At 51.4% G+C, this 19,776-nt stretch carries 16 protein-coding genes; 8 read left to right on the top strand and 8 right to left on the bottom strand.

Annotation, left to right across the window (positions count from 1 at the left end; all coding sequences use genetic code 11):
- The 3 genes from HMPREF9412_RS32320 to HMPREF9412_RS28680 form a co-directional block, all read left to right on the top strand.
- Positions 1-734: IS110 family transposase (locus HMPREF9412_RS32320; RefSeq protein WP_036673941.1), on the top strand; the 734-nt coding region annotated here is incomplete at its 5' end.
- A gap of 360 nt (positions 735-1,094) precedes the next feature.
- Complete coding sequence (locus tag HMPREF9412_RS28685; protein ID WP_009595371.1) at positions 1,095-4,034, top strand: family 10 glycosylhydrolase; 2,940 nt, start codon at positions 1,095-1,097, stop codon at positions 4,032-4,034.
- A 205-nt stretch (positions 4,035-4,239) separates the two neighbouring features.
- Positions 4,240-4,878, top strand: coding sequence for a TVP38/TMEM64 family protein (locus HMPREF9412_RS28680; RefSeq protein WP_009595357.1), 639 nt, complete (start codon positions 4,240-4,242; stop codon positions 4,876-4,878).
- Here the strand turns inward: HMPREF9412_RS28680 and HMPREF9412_RS28675 are convergent.
- Complete coding sequence (locus HMPREF9412_RS28675; protein WP_009595395.1) at positions 4,873-6,555, bottom strand: PH domain-containing protein; 1,683 nt, start codon at positions 6,553-6,555, stop codon at positions 4,873-4,875. The two genes, HMPREF9412_RS28680 and HMPREF9412_RS28675, sit on opposite strands and share 6 nt — an antisense overlap.
- Positions 6,548-7,030 (bottom strand): PH domain-containing protein, encoded by a 483-nt coding sequence (locus HMPREF9412_RS28670; RefSeq protein ID WP_009595380.1) that lies wholly within the window; start codon positions 7,028-7,030, stop codon positions 6,548-6,550. Before HMPREF9412_RS28670 ends, HMPREF9412_RS28675 begins: the two co-directional genes overlap by 8 nt.
- A gap of 237 nt (positions 7,031-7,267) precedes the next feature.
- Between HMPREF9412_RS28670 and HMPREF9412_RS28665 the strand changes: the two genes are divergently transcribed.
- Both HMPREF9412_RS28665 and HMPREF9412_RS28660 read left to right on the top strand, forming a co-directional pair.
- Positions 7,268-8,218 (top strand): helix-turn-helix transcriptional regulator, encoded by a 951-nt coding sequence (locus tag HMPREF9412_RS28665; protein WP_009595362.1) that lies wholly within the window; start codon positions 7,268-7,270, stop codon positions 8,216-8,218.
- 55 nt (positions 8,219-8,273) lie between these two features.
- Entirely contained in the window at positions 8,274-8,780 is a 507-nt protein-coding gene (locus HMPREF9412_RS28660; protein WP_009595386.1) for a GyrI-like domain-containing protein, read from the top strand.
- Positions 8,781-8,918: 138 nt separating this feature from the next.
- Here the strand turns inward: HMPREF9412_RS28660 and HMPREF9412_RS28655 are convergent, their stop codons facing one another.
- From HMPREF9412_RS28655 to HMPREF9412_RS28635, 5 genes are all read right to left on the bottom strand, one after another.
- Positions 8,919-9,398, bottom strand: coding sequence for a GNAT family N-acetyltransferase (locus HMPREF9412_RS28655; RefSeq protein ID WP_009595366.1), 480 nt, complete (start codon positions 9,396-9,398; stop codon positions 8,919-8,921).
- Between the two features lie 141 nt (positions 9,399-9,539).
- Positions 9,540-10,364: a carbohydrate ABC transporter permease gene (locus HMPREF9412_RS28650; protein WP_009595355.1), complete on the bottom strand. Its 825-nt coding sequence runs from the start codon at positions 10,362-10,364 to the stop codon at positions 9,540-9,542.
- Position 10,365: 1 nt separating this feature from the next.
- A complete protein-coding gene (locus HMPREF9412_RS28645) occupies positions 10,366-11,316 on the bottom strand; it encodes a carbohydrate ABC transporter permease (RefSeq protein WP_012819401.1) in 951 nt (316 codons plus the stop codon).
- An 86-nt stretch (positions 11,317-11,402) separates the two neighbouring features.
- A complete protein-coding gene (locus HMPREF9412_RS28640) occupies positions 11,403-12,710 on the bottom strand; it encodes an ABC transporter substrate-binding protein (protein WP_009595349.1) in 1,308 nt (435 codons plus the stop codon).
- Positions 12,711-12,914: 204 nt separating this feature from the next.
- On the bottom strand, positions 12,915-13,847 hold the full coding sequence (locus HMPREF9412_RS28635) for an AraC family transcriptional regulator (protein WP_009595346.1): 933 nt from the start codon (positions 13,845-13,847) through the stop codon (positions 12,915-12,917).
- 180 nt (positions 13,848-14,027) lie between these two features.
- Here HMPREF9412_RS28635 and HMPREF9412_RS28630 point away from each other — a divergent pair, with 180 nt between their 5' ends.
- Positions 14,028-15,221: an acyltransferase family protein gene (locus HMPREF9412_RS28630; protein ID WP_036673932.1), complete on the top strand. Its 1,194-nt coding sequence runs from the start codon at positions 14,028-14,030 to the stop codon at positions 15,219-15,221.
- A 131-nt stretch (positions 15,222-15,352) separates the two neighbouring features.
- Here the strand turns inward: HMPREF9412_RS28630 and HMPREF9412_RS28625 are convergent, their stop codons facing one another.
- Entirely contained in the window at positions 15,353-17,620 is a 2,268-nt protein-coding gene (locus HMPREF9412_RS28625; protein WP_009595387.1) for an AraC family transcriptional regulator, read from the bottom strand.
- Between the two features lie 363 nt (positions 17,621-17,983).
- On the opposite strand from HMPREF9412_RS28625, the gene HMPREF9412_RS28620 reads away from it, so the two are divergent.
- Together HMPREF9412_RS28620 and HMPREF9412_RS28615 are read left to right on the top strand one after the other, a co-directional pair.
- A complete protein-coding gene (locus HMPREF9412_RS28620) occupies positions 17,984-18,874 on the top strand; it encodes an ABC transporter permease (protein WP_254778116.1) in 891 nt (296 codons plus the stop codon).
- A 16-nt stretch (positions 18,875-18,890) separates the two neighbouring features.
- Complete coding sequence (locus HMPREF9412_RS28615) at positions 18,891-19,772, top strand: carbohydrate ABC transporter permease (protein WP_009595368.1); 882 nt, start codon at positions 18,891-18,893, stop codon at positions 19,770-19,772.
- Positions 19,773-19,776: the final 4 nt, after the last annotated feature.

Below are 19,776 nucleotides of genomic sequence, written 5' to 3'. Positions count from 1 at the left end.
AGGCCAAGTTAAACAGCAGAGCTTTGCTTGAGCAGGTGTTTCCGGACTTCATCGGATTATTTCATAATTTGTATGCGACCACATCATTAAAAGTGCTAGAGCGATGTTTGGAGAATAAGGTCGAAGATGTGGGTGATCTCATCCTTGAATGTGTAGGTAAATCCCACTCCAAAGGATGGATTACGGAGAAAACAAAACGGTTGAAAGAACTCTTGTTGGGCTGGAAAACACAAGAGAGGAGTCAATCCCAGAGCATAGCGTTGACTAGCATGGTCTCCCTGCTGTTGGAATTCGATAAGCAGTTAAATTATTTGGAAAAGCAGATGGAAGAACTGGCTAAGGAGTTGCCTGAAGTGGAATTGATCCAAAGTATCCCGGGTGTAGGGAACAAACTTGCGGCAGCCATCGTGGCAGAGCTTGGCGATGCAAGTCAGTTCAAGGATGCGAAGCAACTTGTAGCCTACGCAGGATTAGATCCGGGGATCTACAGCTCAGGAAAATTCACGGCTACAAGCAACCGGATCACGAAACGAGGCTCAAAAAGACTACGGCGAGCACTCTATCTTGCCGTACAGTGCGGAATTCGCAGACGTGCAAACCGCAGGATAAGTGATTACTACGACAAAAAAAGAAAAGAGGGCAAGCCCTACAAGGTGGTCGTGATCGCTTGCGCCAACAAGCTTCTCCATCACATTTATGCCATCCTAAGTAAAAGCGAACCCTACAAAGCCTAAAAACCATATTTTCCCATAACCTTCACGCCAATGAAGGTTATTTGTGCTGTTTAGAAAAGTATATCAGTATTCTATTATTTAACCAAGTTGTAATGCTTGACAAGTATTAGCTGGTTTTTTTGGTCATTGTACGTCATGATGACTAAAATTCCTGCCGGAGATTTAAAATTATATTTTACAAAAACTATTGAAATTTGAAATAAAATTTCAATATGATAGTGATAGAGATGAATGCTGGTGCAACAGCAGGACGTCATCTACTTCAGTCGCATGATCGGAGGTGAGCGGCAGCCGATTTTGCTGAAAATCGGGCTTCGGTTCGGATAGCAAGCACTCATACTATAGGGAGTGAATTGATGAATGATAACCAAAAGGCGTGTCTATCGAAGCAGTAAGTCCATTCTGTCCATGACGTTGGCATTCGCCGTGATGCTCAGCTCGGCCGTGTCTGTTTGGGGCGGTTCCGTTGAAACGAACGCAAGCGCAGGACAGCCGGAAGCTGTGGTGCTGGAGGATTTCGAATCGGTAACGAATTTATTTGCGTCTTCCGCAAGGGGGAAGGCCCAGCTGGATTTGGCGGGGAGGCCGGAGCCGATTTATTACGGACATCATGCTGCAGCCTTAAGCTATGATTTTGTGGGCAGCGAATCCGGCACCTCGGCGGCTTATCTCAATTTCAGAGACCCGGATGGATCAACAGGCAGGAGCGTTCCCGGATCACCGAAGGCACTCGGCTTGTGGGTTTACGGCGACGGCGGCAACCACTGGCTCCGTGCACAGCTCCAGGATTCTTCCGGCGGCAAGCATACCGTTGATTTTACAGCCACCTCCGGTCTTAACTGGAAGGGCTGGAAATACGTCAAATTAAACATTCCTTCTACCATTCAGGCTCCTCTCAAAGTAAATCAAATCTACGTAGCCGAATTAAAAGACACGAATAAAAACAAAGGTACCTTATACTTCGACAGGCTGTCCGCCTTCTATACGGCTTCTCCGGTTTATGGGCTTGACATCGGCGGACTGACGCCTATGGGCGTCGGTGAAACGGTCAAACCGCAAGTTTATGCAACCTATGAAGGACAGTCGGAACCAACGTTACTGACATCCGGCGTGAAACTGACCAGCAGCGACGAATCCGTTGCCACCGTGACGGGCGCTACATACGACACCATTGAAGCATTGGCAACGGGAACGGTGACCATCACGGCCGAGTACGGCGATGCGCCAAAAGCCCAGCTGGAGCTGCATGTGGCGGCGGATGCTCCGGCTCCCCATGAATTGCTGTTGTCCGGACCGCTTCATATGGAGACGAGCGTCACCGGTACAATGAGAAGCAGCGTGGTTTACTCCGTCTACGGAAACCAGACGGATCCGGTGTGGATGACCGAAGGCATTAGCTATACAAGCGATCAGCCTGGCGTTGTATCGGTCGATCAAGCGGGTCGACTGACCGCGGTTTCCGAAGGGACGGCTGCCATTACGGCCTCGTACCGGGGAGCATCCGCCCATCATACCATTACCGTGACGGATCCGGTTCCTGTTTTGCAAAGCATTAAACTTCAGGGGCTTACGTCCGTGACGGTTGGAGATTCTTTTGAAACGGTGGTATCCGCCACGTACTCATGGATGGCTGAACCGCAAACCATAGAGGAAGGCGTTACGTTTACCAGCAGCAACCCGGACGTCGCTTCGGTTTCTGATAAAGGGGTGGTGAGCGGTTTGAAGGTAGGCTCCGCTAGAATAACAGCCGCGTTCCAAGGAAAGACCGATTCGCTCTATATCACCGTGAATGAAGCTTACCGGCATCCGAAAAGCGAGATGCGGGCTGCATGGATCGCCACCGTCGATAATATAGACTGGCCGGCTAAAGGGGTTACCGATCCGGAGCAGCAGAAGCAGCAATTCATTCAGCTGCTTGATCAACTGGAGGATGCCGGAATGAACGCGGTCATCATGCAGATCAAACCGACGGCGGATGCTTTTTACCCTTCCCAATACGGGCCTTGGTCCGAGTGGCTGACAGGTGAACAAGGCAAGGATCCGGGTTACGATCCGCTGGCATTCCTGCTCGAGGAAGTGCATAAGCGAAACATGGAGTTCCACGCCTGGTTTAACCCGTATCGAATCAGTCTGCAGGGAGACATCAACAAGCTGGTAGCGGATCACCCGGCCAGACAGCATCCCGACTGGGTCGAGGAATACGGCGGCAAGCTGTATTTCAATCCAGGGGTGCCGGAGGCGCAGCAGTTCATCATTGACGGCATCATGGAGGTCGTTCGGAATTACGATATCGACGCCGTGCATTTTGACGATTATTTCTACCCGTATCCCGTAACGGGCGTGGATTTCCCGGATACGGATACATTTAATCAGTACAAGGGCTCCTTTACTAACAAGAGCGATTGGAGAAGAAATAACGTCAATACCTTCATTCAAAACGTGAAGGAAGCCATCAAGGCGGAGAAGAGCTACGTGAAATTCGGCATCAGCCCGTTTGGTATTTGGAAAAATAAATCCAGCGATCCGGCCGGCTCCGAAACGACGGGACTTGAGAGTTATCATGCGATTTACGCGGATTCGAAGAAATGGGTCGAAGAAGAGTGGATCGACTATATCACGCCGCAGATTTATTGGAACATCGGGTACTCCGCAGCAGCTTACGATAAGCTGATCGATTGGTGGAGCGGGATCGTGTCCGGCAAGAACGTTCATCTGTACAGCGGACAAGCCGTATATAAAATCGGGTCGAATGCGGACTGGTCCAATCCCGACGAAATGCCGAACCAGATCCGGTACAATCGAAACTTCGAGGAAGTTCGGGGCAGCATGTATTTCAGCTCCAAATGGTTTAAGGACAACGCGCTCGGATTTACGGACAGACTGAAAGACGATCTGTACCGATACCCGGCGCTCATCCCGGCCATGCCTTGGATCGAATCGGAGGCACCGGCTGCGACCAAGAAGCCAAAGGCCGACCATGTACAGGAAGGTGTGAAGCTCAGCTGGTCTTCGTCTGACGACGAGACGTATTACGCGGTTTATCGCTTTAACGGTCGGGAAACCGGCAGCGTTCAGGAACCGGCGAATTTAATAGGGACTGTCAGGAAAAACGCCGGTACGACGCAGTTTTTTGTTGATCGTACCGTTGTGAAGGGACAAACCTATACGTATGTGGTGACGGCTGTCGATCGTTTGCATAACGAGAGTGCCCCAAGCAAACCGGTCACGGTGAAAGTGAAACATAGTGGCAAGCCTGGAAAGCCCCCAGTAAATCCACCGGGGAAACCGAGCAAGCCGTGAGCTTACATGCGCCGTAGATTATAACCCATACCGGTTCACGGCGGGTTGGCTTCTCTAGCAAGATGTCGCTTTAGAGAACGGACTGGCCTGTATCAAAAAAAAGGGACATCCTTAGGCATAATGCCTTAGGATGTCCCTTTTGCTGCTTGTTTCAATCGACATGCTCCATGGTACAATAGAGGCATTATGTCTTGGAGTGTGGTGCATGGTCAAAAAATTAGGAATGGCACTTGTCTACGTTGCCGTGGGTGGTCTTATTTACTATAAAGGCGAGTTCATATTGGCATGGATTCGTTCGACAGACAGCATCATGCTGATCATGCTCGTCGCTGTCGCCATGGCCTTGTTCCCTGTGATCCCTTATCCCGTTGTCGGCGGCGTAATCGGGGCGGCCCTGGGTCCGGTTATCGGCGGGATGGTTACTTGGGTCGGCTCCACAGCTGCTTCGATCCTGATGTTCATATTCATCCGCTACGGGTACCAGGAATGGGGTAACCGGGCGCTTCATCGTTACAACAGCCTTGGAAAAGTGACCACGATGTTTGAACGGAACGCCTTTTTGACCATCCTGTTTACCCGGTTGATCCCGTTTATTCCTTCCATTGTCATCAACGTGTACGCAGCGCTCAGCAAGGTAACGCTCGTATCGTACAGCTTGGCGTCCGCATTGGGCAAAATTCCCGCCATGCTGCTGTTCTCGATGGTAGGAGACAATCTGATCTCCAATCCATCCCATATTCTAATCACCATAGGCGTATATGGCGTATTTCTTGCCATAACCCTTCTGGTTTACCGCTTGACGGGCTTTGGCCGTTCGGGTAGAACGGAGGCCAAACGCTTATAGGCGCTCGCTCGACGAGGTGTGACCTCCCTGCCCTGCAGAGTTTAAGGTCTCGCCTTTTTTCTGTTGGAACCATGCCCGTACGGCCTCGATCTCTTGCTGTTCCATTCCGCTTAAACTTTCGTTGATTTCGCTGAATATCATCTTCACTTGAAGAGAGAGAAGCCCCTTTCTTCGCTGTCTGCGGGTACCGTTGACCTCCATGGCAATGATCTGCGGACGGCGTATGTACCTGGTGGACATGGCAATGAACCGGCTGCGGATCGTAAGCTGTTTACCCGTGACGTTCAGTCCGGAATCCCGGTGCGACAGAAGTCCCCAGGCGAACGAGAGCGGAAGCAGCAGGAGCGATAATAAACCGAGCCTGTCAAAATACCAAATGCATGCGGCGCTGACCGCTGCGGCAAAAGCCAGCTTCCAGCGGACGTACATCCATCTGGCGCGGGGCGGCGGCGAAGCCGAAACGGCCTGAGCGCTGAATTGAGGCGTAACCCGCTTCAGCAGTGCCGGGATATCCCCGGTCTTCAGCAGAGGATGCAGCATGAAATGCTTCTCGGACTCTGACGTGAGCACATGAACCTTCACTTCGGCGTAACCGAACCATCGCCGGAATATGCCTTCCTTTACGGTTATAGCCAATACGCGTTCCGGGGAGAAGAGCAGTCTTTTTCTCTCCAGCAGACCGCAGCTGACCGAGATTTGTTTCCCGAAACGCTCGACGGTAAATCCGGCATATTTGATCGTGTAGAGCACGGCCGAGAGCAGCCAGGACACGATGAGCGCCAATGCCGCGATGCTGATCCAGCTGCCGGGCAGCAGTTTCCCAGCCGATTGAAACAGCGATTGGTACATCCGATCCGGCAGCAGATCATCGGCAAAAGACACGATACCGCCCACAAAGGCTAAAGCCAATGACAGGTTGGGCGAGGATAGAGCGGCAATGAGCAGACGGCCCGAGGATAGCTGGAGCAGCGTGCTGCGTTCTTCCTCGGCCGGGGTGGGATGGCTTGCCTTCTCTCTGCCGCCGGCGTCGTCGGATTCGGAATCCATCAACGGAACGCTCGCGTAGTCCCGGTTATGATCCAACGGGTTGTGAATAGATTCATAAACCTCCGGGGTCCCCGGAGAAGGAAAAGGCGGTCCCTCCGTACCGGCGGAAAGGCTCTGGCCGGATGGGCCGGAGCTTTCCGCAGTTGGGTGAACCTCGATATCCGCCTGCCTGGTTTGGGTTTGCTCGCGCAGCCAGCGCTGCAGCCGTTCGCCTTCGCTATTGGTGACGGCCGGCAGGATGCCGCCTCCGCCTTCCTTTTTGCCGGGCGTTTCGATCCGGACCTGGGTAAGCCCCAATAAGCGCTGCAGCAAGGGCTGCTCCATATTCATGGAATGGATGCGACCCGTATAGATGGACAATTCCTCCCGGAACAGCACGCCGCGGCGGATGAGGATTTTGTCTTCTTCCAGCGTATAGACGAAGCGTTTCCACTTTAGATACCCGTACAGGAGCAGAAGCGAGACCAGGATGACGATGGCGGCGGACAGCCAATACCAGGGGATGTCGCGCAGCGATTTTCCGTTAAGGAATTTGATGGATACCAGGGCTGCGATCGGAATGAGCGATTTTACGCTGTCCGCGAGCGGGAACAGGATGAACAGCCGGTGCAGCCTTGTCGGTTCATTCATCATGATCCACCACTCTGGCCAGCTCGCCGATCTGTTTCTTTAGTTCCTCTGCTTCTTCCAGCTTGAGCGCTTGAATGACATGGGTCGTTGCGGCCGTGACCACCTTGACCTTGGCTAAGCCGTATTTGCGAAGAAGCGGCCCCCGTTCCAGCTCGACATGCTGCACCCGCGTCATGGGAACAAGGGTGTCGCTGAGCCAGATCCAGCCGGAGCGAAGCTCCAATTCCTCCTCGCTGACTTTAAAGCCGAATTGTTTGTAAGTGAAAGAGGGCACAGCCCAAGTAAACCATGCTCCGAGAACCAAGAGTCCGATGGTGATCCACCCGGGAATGAGGGTCCATCCGAGTATAGCCGCGATGATCAGATAAGCTGCTGCAGCCAGCATAATAATTCCGTCCGTGATGAAGCCCGTTATGCGGGAGATCGTGACGGAGTCCGGGTGGCACTTGCGCATGGCGTCAAGCCGATGGTCCATATGTAGGTTCCTCCTTGATGTTAAAGATTCGATCATTCCTTACCTATATGTATGTCTACGTGCTAGGGGAAACTGCGTTTCATTCCGCCCCTGTTTGCTTGCCGTGCTTATCATTGTAGCATAACAGATTAACGATCATCTGAACCCGACCTAACGGTTGCATGAACACATCCCGAATCTGTTAAGCTTGAGTTAAGAAAGCTGATGAAATGATCGAGAACGAAAGGATGGCTGATCATGAAAATAGACCGGCTGTTAGCCATAACCGTCCTGCTTCTTAACCGTGGGAGACTGAGCGCCAAAGAGCTGGCGGATCGGTTCGAGGTATCCAGCAAGACGATATACCGAGATATGGATACGCTGTGCCAAGCCGGGATTCCGATTGTCGCCCACCAGGGGATCACCGGCGGATTTGAGATCATGGAGCATTATATGATCGATAAGTACTGGCTGTCCGCCGAGGAGATGAGCACCTTGGTGACAGCCGTTAAGGGACTGAGCAGCGCACTGGAGGATCCGCAGATGGGCGTGCTGCTGGAGAAGGTCAAAGCGCTGCTGCGCAGGGTAGAGCAGGGACTTGGCGACGAATATCGGAAGGAGCCCGTAGTCATGGACTTTCAGCCTTGGGGACAGCGTCAGGGACTGAAATCCGCCGTGGGCTTGCTCAAACAAGCCATTCATGACAAGCGCAGGGTGCAGATGGAGTATATTGATCATCAGGGCCACGCGGAGCGAAGAACCATTGAGCCGGCATCCCTGATTCTGAAGGGAAACATATGGTATGTACAAGCCTTTTGCCTGGAGCGGCAAGACCATCGAATCTTTCGGTTATCGCGCATGCAGCATATCGAGATCCTGCACCAGACTTCGGAGACAAGAATGATACCGAGCATGGAACGACTGGAATGGGATTCCTCATGGTCGGGCGCGCTGGAGAGGGAGACTGTACTGCTATTCGAAGCTGCCGCGCGCCAGCGGGTGGCGGATATGTTTCCGCCGGAACAAGTGACCGTCAACCCGGACGGCTCCTTACGCGTTCAAGCGTTATACAAATTGGACGAATGGTTCTACGGCATGATTCTAAGCTTTGGTAATCAGGTGCTGGTTGAGCAACCGGGCGAAGCGGCAGAGGAAGTGAAACGAAGAGCGCGATTGATTATGCAGCGCTACGATAACCAGGACAGATAGATGTCCACGTTACCTCTGTAGAATGAAGCTATATTCATGACAAGGAGGATACAGCATGAACAACAGCAATCAGAATCAGAGTGAACGATGGATAGAGGTTAGGCCAGCCATGTCCATTCAGGGCGTCGGCGTCCGAACGACAAACGAAGCGGAGGCAGGACCGCAAGGCAAAATACCGCAGTTATGGGATCGGTATTTCCAAAGCGGCTTGCAGTCCCAAATATCCGGGGACGATCAAGCTATGTATGCCTTATATACCGAATACGAATGCGATGCGTCCGGGGCGTACACATTGATCATCGGCAATCAGGCGGATGAGGTCGCGGCTGCGGAAACCTCCGGCGAGCTGCAGCAAGCGTACGTCCCGGCATCCAGGTACTTGGTATTCCGGACAAGACGCGGGCCACTTATGGAGATCGTCCCGCAGGTATGGCATGAAATTTGGAGCTACTTCCAGCAAGCAGCGGAAAAAAGAACGTTTACTGGCGATTACGAACGCTATGATATGCGGCAGTTTGATTCTGCCCATACCGTGGTGGATGTTTACATCTCCATTGAGTAGCGGTGAAGCAGCGGCAGACCGGTTCGGGTGGCTGAAATGGAGCAGACGATTGCACCGGAATGTACCCCTCCGGAAATAGCGATAACCTAAAGCAGAGTGATCCCAAGGAGGATCACTCTTTACTTTTCCATCAAGAGGTTAGGCCTGCCGCTTTTTGACCATCGTCATGAAGGAGGTGCCGCCCTTATCGAACGATGCAGCCTCCGAGAAGCCAAGCTTGGCATACAGGCGAATGGCTCGTTCGTTGAATCGGGCCACGGTCAGCCGAAACGATTCGCGTTGGTGAAGTTCTCCCATGGATGCCAGCACGCAGGAGAGGAACTTGTGTCCCAAGCCTTTTCCCGTCAGCTCCGGTTTCATGCCGAGTCCGATATCGAGCAGATCCTCATCGTATGCCCCTAACGGGATCGCCATCGGTATTTGGGCAGATGGGCCGGTGCAGCAAAAACCGATCAATTGCTCCTCAGCGTCCAGAATGGCGTAATACGAACATTCCAGAAGCTCTTTTCGAAACTCCTCATCCTGTCCGCTGTCGTAGAAGTCATAGGGAGGCTCATAGTTCCATGACATGATTTGATCGGCAATCGCCTCCGTCATGGCTGTGATGTGATAAGGCATTGTTCTCATCCTTTTTGTCTATTGAATGTTTCTTCATAGTTGTTTATTTCTGCCCGATCAGCACAAAAACCTCCTCTTCCATATTCGCAGCGGGCCTGATTGGCCTAACTGCGATGGAAGAGAAGGTTCTCATTCAACCTATTATTTAAACCCGGTCAACGCCGATCCCGACTTCATGAAATACTTCTGTCCGAAGAAATAGATCAGGATCATGGGAATCGCCATGATGGTGGATGCCGCCATCAGTTTCTCCCACTGCGCTCCGTGGTCCTGCTGAAAGCTTTGCAGGCCGACGGTGATGGTCCATTTGGCCGAATCGTTCAGATAGATGAGCGGTCCCATGAAATCCACGTACGACCATACAAAAGAGAATAAAGCAACGGTCGCCAGTGCCGGCTTCAGGATCGGCATGATGATCTTGACATATATCCGCAGCTCCGAAGCCCCGTCGATCTTTGCTGCCTCGGACAATTCGGTCGGCACGCCAAGCAGAAACTGCCGAAGCAAAAAGATGAAGAACGGCGCCCCGAAGAATGCGCCGATGGTAAGCGGCATGATCGTATTGACCCAGCCGAGCTTGGTGAAGATGATGTACTGCGGAATCATCTGCACTTGAGCCGGCAGAATCATGGTTGCCACGACGATGGTAAAGATGATGTTCCGGCCCCTCCAGGGGATGCGGGAAATCGAGTAGGCTACCAGTGGTGCAGAGAATAGCTGGCCGATGATATTCACCATACAAATCACAAACGTGTTCATCATGTAGCGGGTAAACGGAATGGCTTGGAGCGCCTCTTTATAATTGGACCACTGGAACGTCTCCGGGAAAATGCTCGGCGGGAACTCGAGTATCTCCTCCGGCGTTTTCAGCGAGGTCATCACCAGCCATACAAATGGAAACAGGAAGATCACAGCGAATAGAAGAAGGACCGCATGCGGCAAGATCACCCGCAACCTGACAGCCATGTTACTCACCTCCGTAATAGACCCAGCGGCCCGACGTTTTTAACAGGATGAACGTAATCAGCAGCACAATGATGAACAGAATCCAGGCAAGCGCCGAGGCATAACCCATCTTCAGAAAGACAAAGGCTTCCTGGTACAAATTGACCGCATAGAACAGCAGCGATTGCTCCGGCCCCCCCAATGAGCCGCTTCCATCCACCTTGCCGCCAGCCAAAATATACGATTCCGTAAAGATTTGAAAGGCGCCGATCAACCCCATGATGAGCTGAAAAAGAATGATGGGGGACAGGGCAGGGACCGTGATCTTCCAGAAGCGGTACCACCAGTTTGCTCCGTCCACCTGAGCCGCTTCATAATATTGCCTTGGCACGCCCTGGAGGGCAGCCAGGAAGATTAAAGCGCCCGCACCCGAGCCCCACAGGCTCATCAGGATAAGGGACGGCTTCGTATAACGGGGATCCAGCAGCCACGCCGGGTCTGTTAAACCCAGGGTGCGAAGTGCCATGTTAACCAACCCGAAGTCGGGGTTCAGCATCCATGTCCACAATAGAGCGCTTGCAACGATCGGTATGACGGACGGAAGGTAGAAGATGGTGCGGTAATAATTGATCCCCTTCACTTTGAAATTGAGCATCACGGCTATCAACAGTGAGACAGCCAGCGTGATCGGCACGGATATGAACGCCATGAAAAAGGTGTTGCCGAGCGACTTATAGAAGCGGTCATCCGCCAGGATTTGCTCGTAATTCTGTAGCCCCACCCACTGGGGAGGGCTGAATAAATCGTATTCGGTCAGACTCAGATAGAGCGAACCGAAGAACGGATAGACGGTAAAAGCCAGAAACCCGATGATCCAAGGAGAGGCGAACGCCAGGCCAAGATACACATAATGACGCTCCTTCCTGGACCAGCCTGACACGGGCTTTCGTTGATTTGCTGTGGAGACTCTCATCTTCGCGATTCTCCTTCCGCTTCAAGATATTTAGGCAGCGGCCCCGCCCAACCCATCGCTGCATTGGACAGAGCCTGCTTGGTTCATCATTTCACCAGCGGCTGAATCTTGGCCTTCACCTTGTCCAAGCCTTCCTGCATGCTGACGGTGCCTCGGAGAATAGCGTCATATTGCGCGCTGAACTCCGTCATGTACTCGTTCGCGTAGGAAGAAGCCGGGAAGGACTTCAGGTTTTCGCTCCCCGAATAGTCGAGGAATTCCTTAAACCCTGGCACATCCTCATAGAGTGGGTTGGAGAAGGCCGAATTTCGCGTCGGGAGATTCCCGAGGGCAGCCGTAAACTCAGCCATTTGCTCCGGCTCGGTCATCCATTTGATGAATTTCCAGGAAGCGTCCGGGTTTTTGACGCCTTTCGGAATATAGAATACGCTGGTAGTTACATTTCCGGAGTTTTTAAGTTCCGGGTTGTTCTCATCATAAGGAATGGGAGCTATGCCGTAGTTCAGATCAGGCGAGTATTGCTTGATGAAGGTGGGCAGCCATTCTCCGTCAATCGTCATCGCATATTTGCCCGAGAAGAACGGATTCTGTGCCGACATGTATTGGCCGAGCCCGGAGGAGAATCGGTCCAGATTATCGGAACCGTATTGATCCCAGATCTCCTTCGAGAGCTTGATGGCCGATTGGATCCCCGGATGATCAGGCGTCACCTGCTGCGCTGCTTCATCATAAAACGATCCGTTAAAGGCATAACTGAACGTATACGCATCCATGCCCGGCCACAATCCGAGCCGCTGGAGGCGGCCTCCATCCTCGACGACGCTCAGCTTCTTGATATACTCTTTCAAATCGCTTATTGTTTCCGGCGGACCGTCATAACCGGCTTCCTGCAAAATATCTTTGTTGTAGAACAGCATGGACACGTGCATGGCCGTCGGGATTGCATACGTCTTGCCTTCATGCTGGGAAGTGCTTAGGGCAGCCGGCACGAAATCCTTAAGATCGACGCCGTCCTTCGCTATATAATCATCCAGCGGCATCATGGCGCCACGGAGTCCCCACGGCACGACATTTTGTCCGAATTGGGATGCGATGTCCGGAGGATTGCCCCCGGTGATCGCGGTAAGCTGTTTCTGGTAATCGCTTTGGGATAACCCCTTCACTTGAATGTCGGGATTGGCGCTGTTCCACTTGGCAATCAACGCTTCCAACGCTTCCGCTTCCGGTCCGGTCCATCCGTACCAGAAGTCGAGTGTTACGGCATCCTGGGCAGGCGGATTATCGGATGGCTTGTCACCAGCATCACTGCCCGCTTGGGGCGCATTACCGCCCGAGCATCCTGTTACGATAGAGAACAATAGAATAAGGCTCCAGATCCAAGATTTCTTCTTCATTCCTCTTCCTCCCCTTGAGCAATCGTGTACAATCGTGCAACGTCATTCATCGAAGTTCTATCAATTCCCTCCCCAACACAGTTGACTAAACAACCGGCCCTGATCCAGTTATTTGCAAGAATTATGGATATCGTAGCATGTAAAAAAATCATTTCATTTCACTATCGTGTTCAAAAATAGGATTATCGTATGGCTTTGAACACTCTATTTCATCGCTTGTTTACGAAAGTCGGTGGGAGAGATGCCCGTATACTTTTTGAAGATTCTGCAGAAATAGGAGAGTTCATTAAATCCGGTGGAGTAGCAAACATCCGTTACGGATAACTCCGGCTGCTTCAGCATCATCATGGCCTGCAGAATCCGCAGGTCGGTGAGATAACGGTTGAATGTTTTGCCTGTCCATTCTTTGAAGAGGATGCAGAACGTGGACCTTGATAAATTCGATAGGCTGCATAGATCATTCAAATTCATATCTTCCTGGTAGTGGTTATGGATGTGATCAACGACTCTCGTCATGATTTCCCGGTATTTCTCCGATTTCTCGAATCCTTCACGCAGCAGCTCGCCGTTGACCTGCCGTGCCAGAATCGAGAGAAGCACAAGCAGCTTGGCTTTGAGCGAGATTTGAAAAAAAGGGGTGCGTCTCTCGTATTCGATCAGCATATCCTTCAGGACATTTCGGACCGTTACGTCGGTCACGCTGTCCAGCGTGATTTGGGATTGGGCGTTCATTTCCTTGCGCAGAAAGTATTCCAGAAAGGCCACATCGAAAAAGGCATGTTCTGTCGGCTGTTCCTGAAATCTCTCGTTCACGAAGGAGGGCATGAATTCGCATCCGTAAATTTCGATGTCCTCATCGGGTGAAATGCTTACACTGTGCAGAGTAAATGGAGGAATAACAAAAATATCGCCTTTGCGTATCTCGTATACCTGTTGTTGGACGGTGTGCAGGAAAGCGCCTTTTGCCACATACCATATCTGAAAATAATCATGGCAATGCGTCCATAGGCTCTGCTGATAGGTCAATTTATACATTTTGCATGGAAGACCTTCCAACATCTCCATCTTTGAGTTAAAATAAACGACACCTGATCCCGTTAGTTCTTCAATATCGACCTGACTCCAATAAATACTCAAATTTTTTCCCTCCCCTATGATTTTCCTTAGTTTAAGAAAACGCTTTCATTTTATGTGGCAGCCATTTTCTTAAACATGATTATCCCTAAAACATCCGGATCGTGTACAGAATTCCTCTTCCTCCCTAAGAATTATAGGTTACATTATCAGCCTATTTCATAGGGGAACGTGGGGTTGTTTATGAAAATCGTATATTTGGACGGCTTGAGAGGGCTTGCCGCCTTGATCGTGGTGGTATCTCATTTTTTTCAAGTGTTTGCACCGTCGGTTTTTGAGGGGAGGGAGGAGATCGAGCATTTCGCTTTTGAGGGGATTGCCGCGCGAACGCCGTTCAATCTGCTGTTTAACGGCAACTTCTCCGTCTGTCTGTTTTTTGTGCTCAGCGGATATGTGCTCAGCTATCGTTTTTTTGGAACAGGGGACAGGTTCATCGTTTATTCTTCCGCCATCCGCCGCTATTTTCGCCTGGCCTTGCCGGCCTTGGCATCCGTTTTCCTTGCTTATCTGATCCTCGTATTGGATCTCGGAGCTTATGACAATATACGCGGGATGACGTTATCTTCGATGCCCGATCCGTTTGCCGCCGACGCCAATCTGCTGGTCATGCTGAAGGAAAGCTTGTTGCATACCTTTTTCACCTATGGCTCGCAGTACAATCCCGTGCTGTGGACGATGACGTACGAGCTGTTCGGTTCGTTCATGATCTTCGTTTTTCTGATTGTTTGCGGCCGCCATCGGATTCGTTATGCCGTGTATGCAATCCTCATCTGTTTATTCATCGATTCCTACTATTTGGGATTCGTCCTGGGCATGCTGTTAAGCGATGTAAAGAACAACGGGAGGGAGCGGCCGGCACTTATCCATCGGTCCTGGATCCAGCTTCTGCTGCTCTGCGCCGGTATTTACTTAGGCTCCTATCCTTACATTGCACCGCAAGGAACGGTATATTCGGTCCTCCAATGGGGGGCTCCCAATTTCGATTTCTTTGTGTTTTATCATGTAATCGGATCATTCCTGATCCTAACGGTGCTGCTGCATTCAAGCCGTATGCAGTCGATATTCAGCCATCGGTTTTTTGCTTATTTGGGTAAAATCTCGTTCTCGCTGTACCTCGTACACTTTACGGTGATTTGCTCGTTCGGGAGCTATGTCTTTCTGCAACTCAGCCCGTTTCTGAGTTATGGTCCCCGCGTGCTGCTTACCACGATTCTCACGTTTGCGGTTATCGCCGCGGTGACCCATTGGTTTTACCGGCTCGTAGATGCCCGGGTTCTGCTCGGGTTGTCCAGGTGGAACAAAGCGTTATTCGCGTCTGGGAAGCTGAGAGGACGCAAGAGCCAAATACAGACGGAACAGACCATAAAGGCCGACTAGATACAGATTCGGTTACCTCCATCGTGTGAGTGAACAATGAAACGCAAAAAAACCTTCTCTTCCGGGATACCGGCCGGGCATACGCCCGGTCCATGCCGAGAAAGAGAAGGTTTTCTTTTGTTACCGTATTCTCAGGATCCGCTCGCATGGGTCTGCACCACATGCTGCCTGCGGTATGCGCCCGGCGTCATGCCGACGGCCTTCTTGAATGTCCGGTTGAAGGAGGTAATGTTGAGATAGCCTACGCGCTGGCTGATCTCATTGACGGTCAGGTCGGTGCACGCCAGCAGCTCCCTCGCTTTGTTCATGCGGATGCCGAGGAGGTGATCGCTGAAGTTGAGACCGGTCTTCTCCTTGATATAAACGGAGAGGTAGGCGCTCGACAGGTTCAGCTTGGCTGACAGATAGTCGAGAGACAGATCATCGGCATACTGGTTATGGACAATGTTCATGAACATGGCGATGAGCGGCTCTTCCCCGGTATCCTTTTTCTTGCGGATGAGGGCACAGGAGGCTTCGACGAGCTGACGGAATACGCCTTGGTAATCAGATAAACAATGGCATTCCGCCAATCTTGCGCTCCACTGCTTCAAGGATTGGACGGAGGTTTTGTCAATCTGGGCCATCTCCATAAAACTTAGAATTTTGGAAGCGACGGAATCGGCGAAGAAACGAAATTGCGCGATGCCGGCCTCCTTGCGCTGCATGGCTTCAAGCGCCTGGTCGATGATCTGCAGGGAGCGGCCGTCGCTGCCGGATTGCAGTGCGTCGAGCAGCCCTTTTTCCTGCGGCGGGCTTAGGCTCACGGTGGTAGGGAGTACCCGCTGCGTGGTCACGATCTGCGATTCCTCGAGCAGCGGAGCCTGCGCAGCCAATCCTTTGACCTGATGGTAGGCTTGATTGAATTCGGACGAATCGCTTACCTGGGAGCTGACCGCAATCGTGACCAGGAACAATTCCTTCTCCTCATTCAACATGCCCTTGATCTCCAGCAGCAATTCCTCCAGGCGGGCCGCTTCCTCCCGTTTGAAGATGGAGACGATCTCGTTCTTCTCGATCTGGAACGTATGGGAGCCCGGATAGCGCTCGGCCGTGATCAGATGAATATGCTCCAGCATATGGCGGACGGCCTGATCGGTTTGGAGGGGAAGCTCATAGACCGGATTCATCCGGAACCGGATATGGTACAGAACCACGATGAAGCTTCCGTCATCCGACAGGAAATCCTCCCATTCGCTAATATCGGTATTAATGCTCTTCAGCTGACTGATATAAGAGTAACTGGTCAGGACGGACTTGTGTTTGTTCATGCGGTCCCGAATCTCTTCCTTCTCCCGGAACAGCTCCTGAATGCGGTTCTGGATCAGGTCGTATTCCGTGACGCTGCCGGTTTCCGGCATCGCCGAGCTGCTGGCTCTGTTCAGCACGGTCGTCAGGATCTGCTTCACCGGCTTATGCAGCCGTCGGCTGAGGAAATAGGATGCAGCAAGCGCTACCCCGAGCGATAGGCAGAAAATAAGCAGCAAACCGCCGGTTAACCGGCTCAGCTGGGAAGAGACATGGCTGTAAGGCACGGCCGAGACATAGGTCAATCCGTCGGATCCGGCTTCCGCAAAATAGTAGGTTCCATCCTCCAGCACGGCTTTTTGACCGGCCTCGAACGGCGGCAGCTGATCCTGGTCCATGGAGCCCAGCGTATACAGCACTTGCCCTTCGGCATTCAGAATGGCAAGCGCGCGATCGTTCGACTCGCCGAAGAAGGATTGGGCGGCCTTATCGATATCGATGAGGGCAATGACCTCATATGGACTGTCCGGCTGCTTGTAAACAAAAGGCATCAGCGTTTTCTCGGACAAATCGTTGTTGATTCGATAGGTTGAAGCAGGGAGGAGCTTGAAGGATTCCGGATCGCCCGTATAACCGTTCCAGAACGAATAAGGGTACATCGGACTCGTATAGGAACGATTGAACATATAGGCAGCATCGCCGCTCCCGGATTTGCTGAGCACAAAATCAAACTCGCGAAGATAAATCAGGGTGTCCTCCAGAAAGAACAGCGGGTTATAGATATCGCTCCGCATCTGCATCATCACATCTCGGGCCTTCAAGTAATTGACTTCGTTTCCGGTCTGGTGGCGAAGCTGATTATTGAAGCCGATTAATTCGGACTGGTTATATATATCGAACATTAATACCTGCAGCCTGCTGAATTGGTTGTTGAACCGTTCTGCCGTATCGTGAACCGACCGTTGGCTGTTATCGATGATTTCTTTTTGCAGGCTGGTCTTGAAGAGCTGGAAGATAACCGCATAGAACAATCCGAATAACACGATGATGGCCAGAAAGCTCAGAAAAATTTTAAAGAATACACTGTGGCTTTTATGCCGGATCCAATTCACAGTCTTCCCCCCTTTGTATTTTTCTGACGTTCCAGGTTTCATAACATTATATAGGACAAGTATTAAGGAATGTGCCCGAATCGTGTTAATCTTTCGTAAAAATGGGATAGTCAATATTTTAGATTTTAAGCATTGCTTTAGGAAAACGCGGCTTCCGCCCTTCCATCCAATGAAAGGCAAGACATCATTAAAATGGTCAATACCCCTCATGCGTTCGGGTCGTTTATGATGCAGACGTGGACCTTGGGACACAAAGGAGACGCATAGACGAAAGAGAGGGGATTGCCGATTTTGCAACGTCAGCTAAGCAACGTGGAAGCGCATTCAAAAATTCAAAGGAAAAGTGTCTGGCGAAGAACCATGATGCAGATGCGCAGAAACTGGCAGCTATACGCTTTATTTGCACCGGTTCTGTTGTACTTCATTGTATTTCATTATGTACCCATGTATGGCGTCCAGATTGCATTCAAGGATTTTATGGCTAACAAAGGGATCATGGATAGCCCATGGGTGGGCTTCAAACATTTTGAACGCTTTTTTGACAGCTTTTATTTCTGGCGCATTATTAAAAATACGATGGGTATCGGGTTATATGAGCTGGCGGTCGGATTTCCGATTCCGATCATTCTGGCCCTAATGATTAATGAAGCCAGATCGGGCCGGTTCCGCCGATTTGTACAAACGGTAACTTATGCACCTCATTTCTTGTCCACGGTCGTTGTTGTCGGAATGATCATGATGTTCCTGTCGCCGGTAAGCGGCCTCGTCAATTTGATTATCACCTCCTTCGGCGGAGAGCCGATTGCATTCATGACGGAGCCCTCCTGGTTCAAGAGCATCTATGTGTGGTCCGGCGTGTGGCAGGGCATGGGCTGGAGCTCCATCATCTATTTGGCGGCACTCGCCGGGATCGACCCGCAGCTGCATGAGGCGGCCAAGGTGGATGGTGCGGGCTGGCTCCGGCGAATCTGGCATATCAATCTGCCGGGGATCGCGCCCACGATGACGATTCTGCTCATTCTGAACATCGGCTCCGTTCTTGGCGTCGGCTTCGAGAAGATCTTCCTGATGCAAAATTCGCTTAATATGGAAGCGTCCGATGTCATCGCCACGAACGTATACCGGAGCGGCATACTGGGCGCCCAGTATAGCTTTTCGGCTGCGGTCGGCCTGTTTAACTCCATCGTCAACTTTATCATGCTGATTACCGTAAACCGGATTGCCCGAAAAGTCAGCGAGAACAGCCTATGGTAAGGAGGAAGGATGGCATATGCCGCAAAGCCGCAGTGAACGAATAGCCGGAGTATTTATTTACATTATATTATCATTTATTACGCTCCTTGTGCTCTATCCTTTATTTTTTGTTCTGATTGCTTCCATCAGCGCCCCGGAAACGGTGATGCGGGGGGAAGTATGGTTATGGCCGAAGGAATTGTCGTTTGTCGGTTACGAACGATTATTTGCCAACTCGGATCTCATGCGGGGATTCATGAACACGCTGCTGTATACGACGACAGGAACGGCCTTGAATGTACTGATGACGATCGCAGCTGCTTATCCGTTGTCTAGAGCCGATTTTAACGGCCGCGGCATTTTTACGGCGATCATCGTATTCACCATGTTCTTCAGCGGGGGAATGATCCCGAATTACTTGCTGGTGAAGGAACTAGGGATGCTGGATACGATTTGGGCCATTATTATCCCTTCGGCCGTATCCGTGTGGAACATCATTATTATGCGGACCTTCTTCCAGAGCTCCATTCCGAAGGAGATGCAGGAGGCGGCGTTTATTGACGGAGCTTCCAACATGCGGGTGCTATGGCGCATCGTCCTGCCGTTATCCGGTCCGATTCTGGCCGTGATGGTGCTGTTCTATGCCGTGGGCCACTGGAATTCGTATTTCAGCGCACTGATCTACTTGTCAGACCGTGCGAATTATCCGATGCAGCTGTTCCTGCGTGAAATTCTGGTTCAGGGGCAAATGCAGGAGATGGTGGATATCAGCGATGATTCACTGGCACGCAGCCTGATGGATGCGGAAGCGATCAAATATGCGGCGGTCATCGTGACCAATCTGCCGATGCTGCTGCTGTATCCGTTCCTGCAAAAGTATTTTGTGAAGGGTGTTATGATTGGTGCAATTAAAGGTTGATTAC

The organism is Paenibacillus sp. HGF5 (genome assembly GCF_000204455.1).
GTDB lineage: Bacteria > Bacillota > Bacilli > Paenibacillales > Paenibacillaceae > Paenibacillus_AQ > Paenibacillus_AQ lautus_A.
Note: the sequence above shows the minus strand (reverse complement) of the source record. Positions and strands in the feature narration are given on the sequence as shown.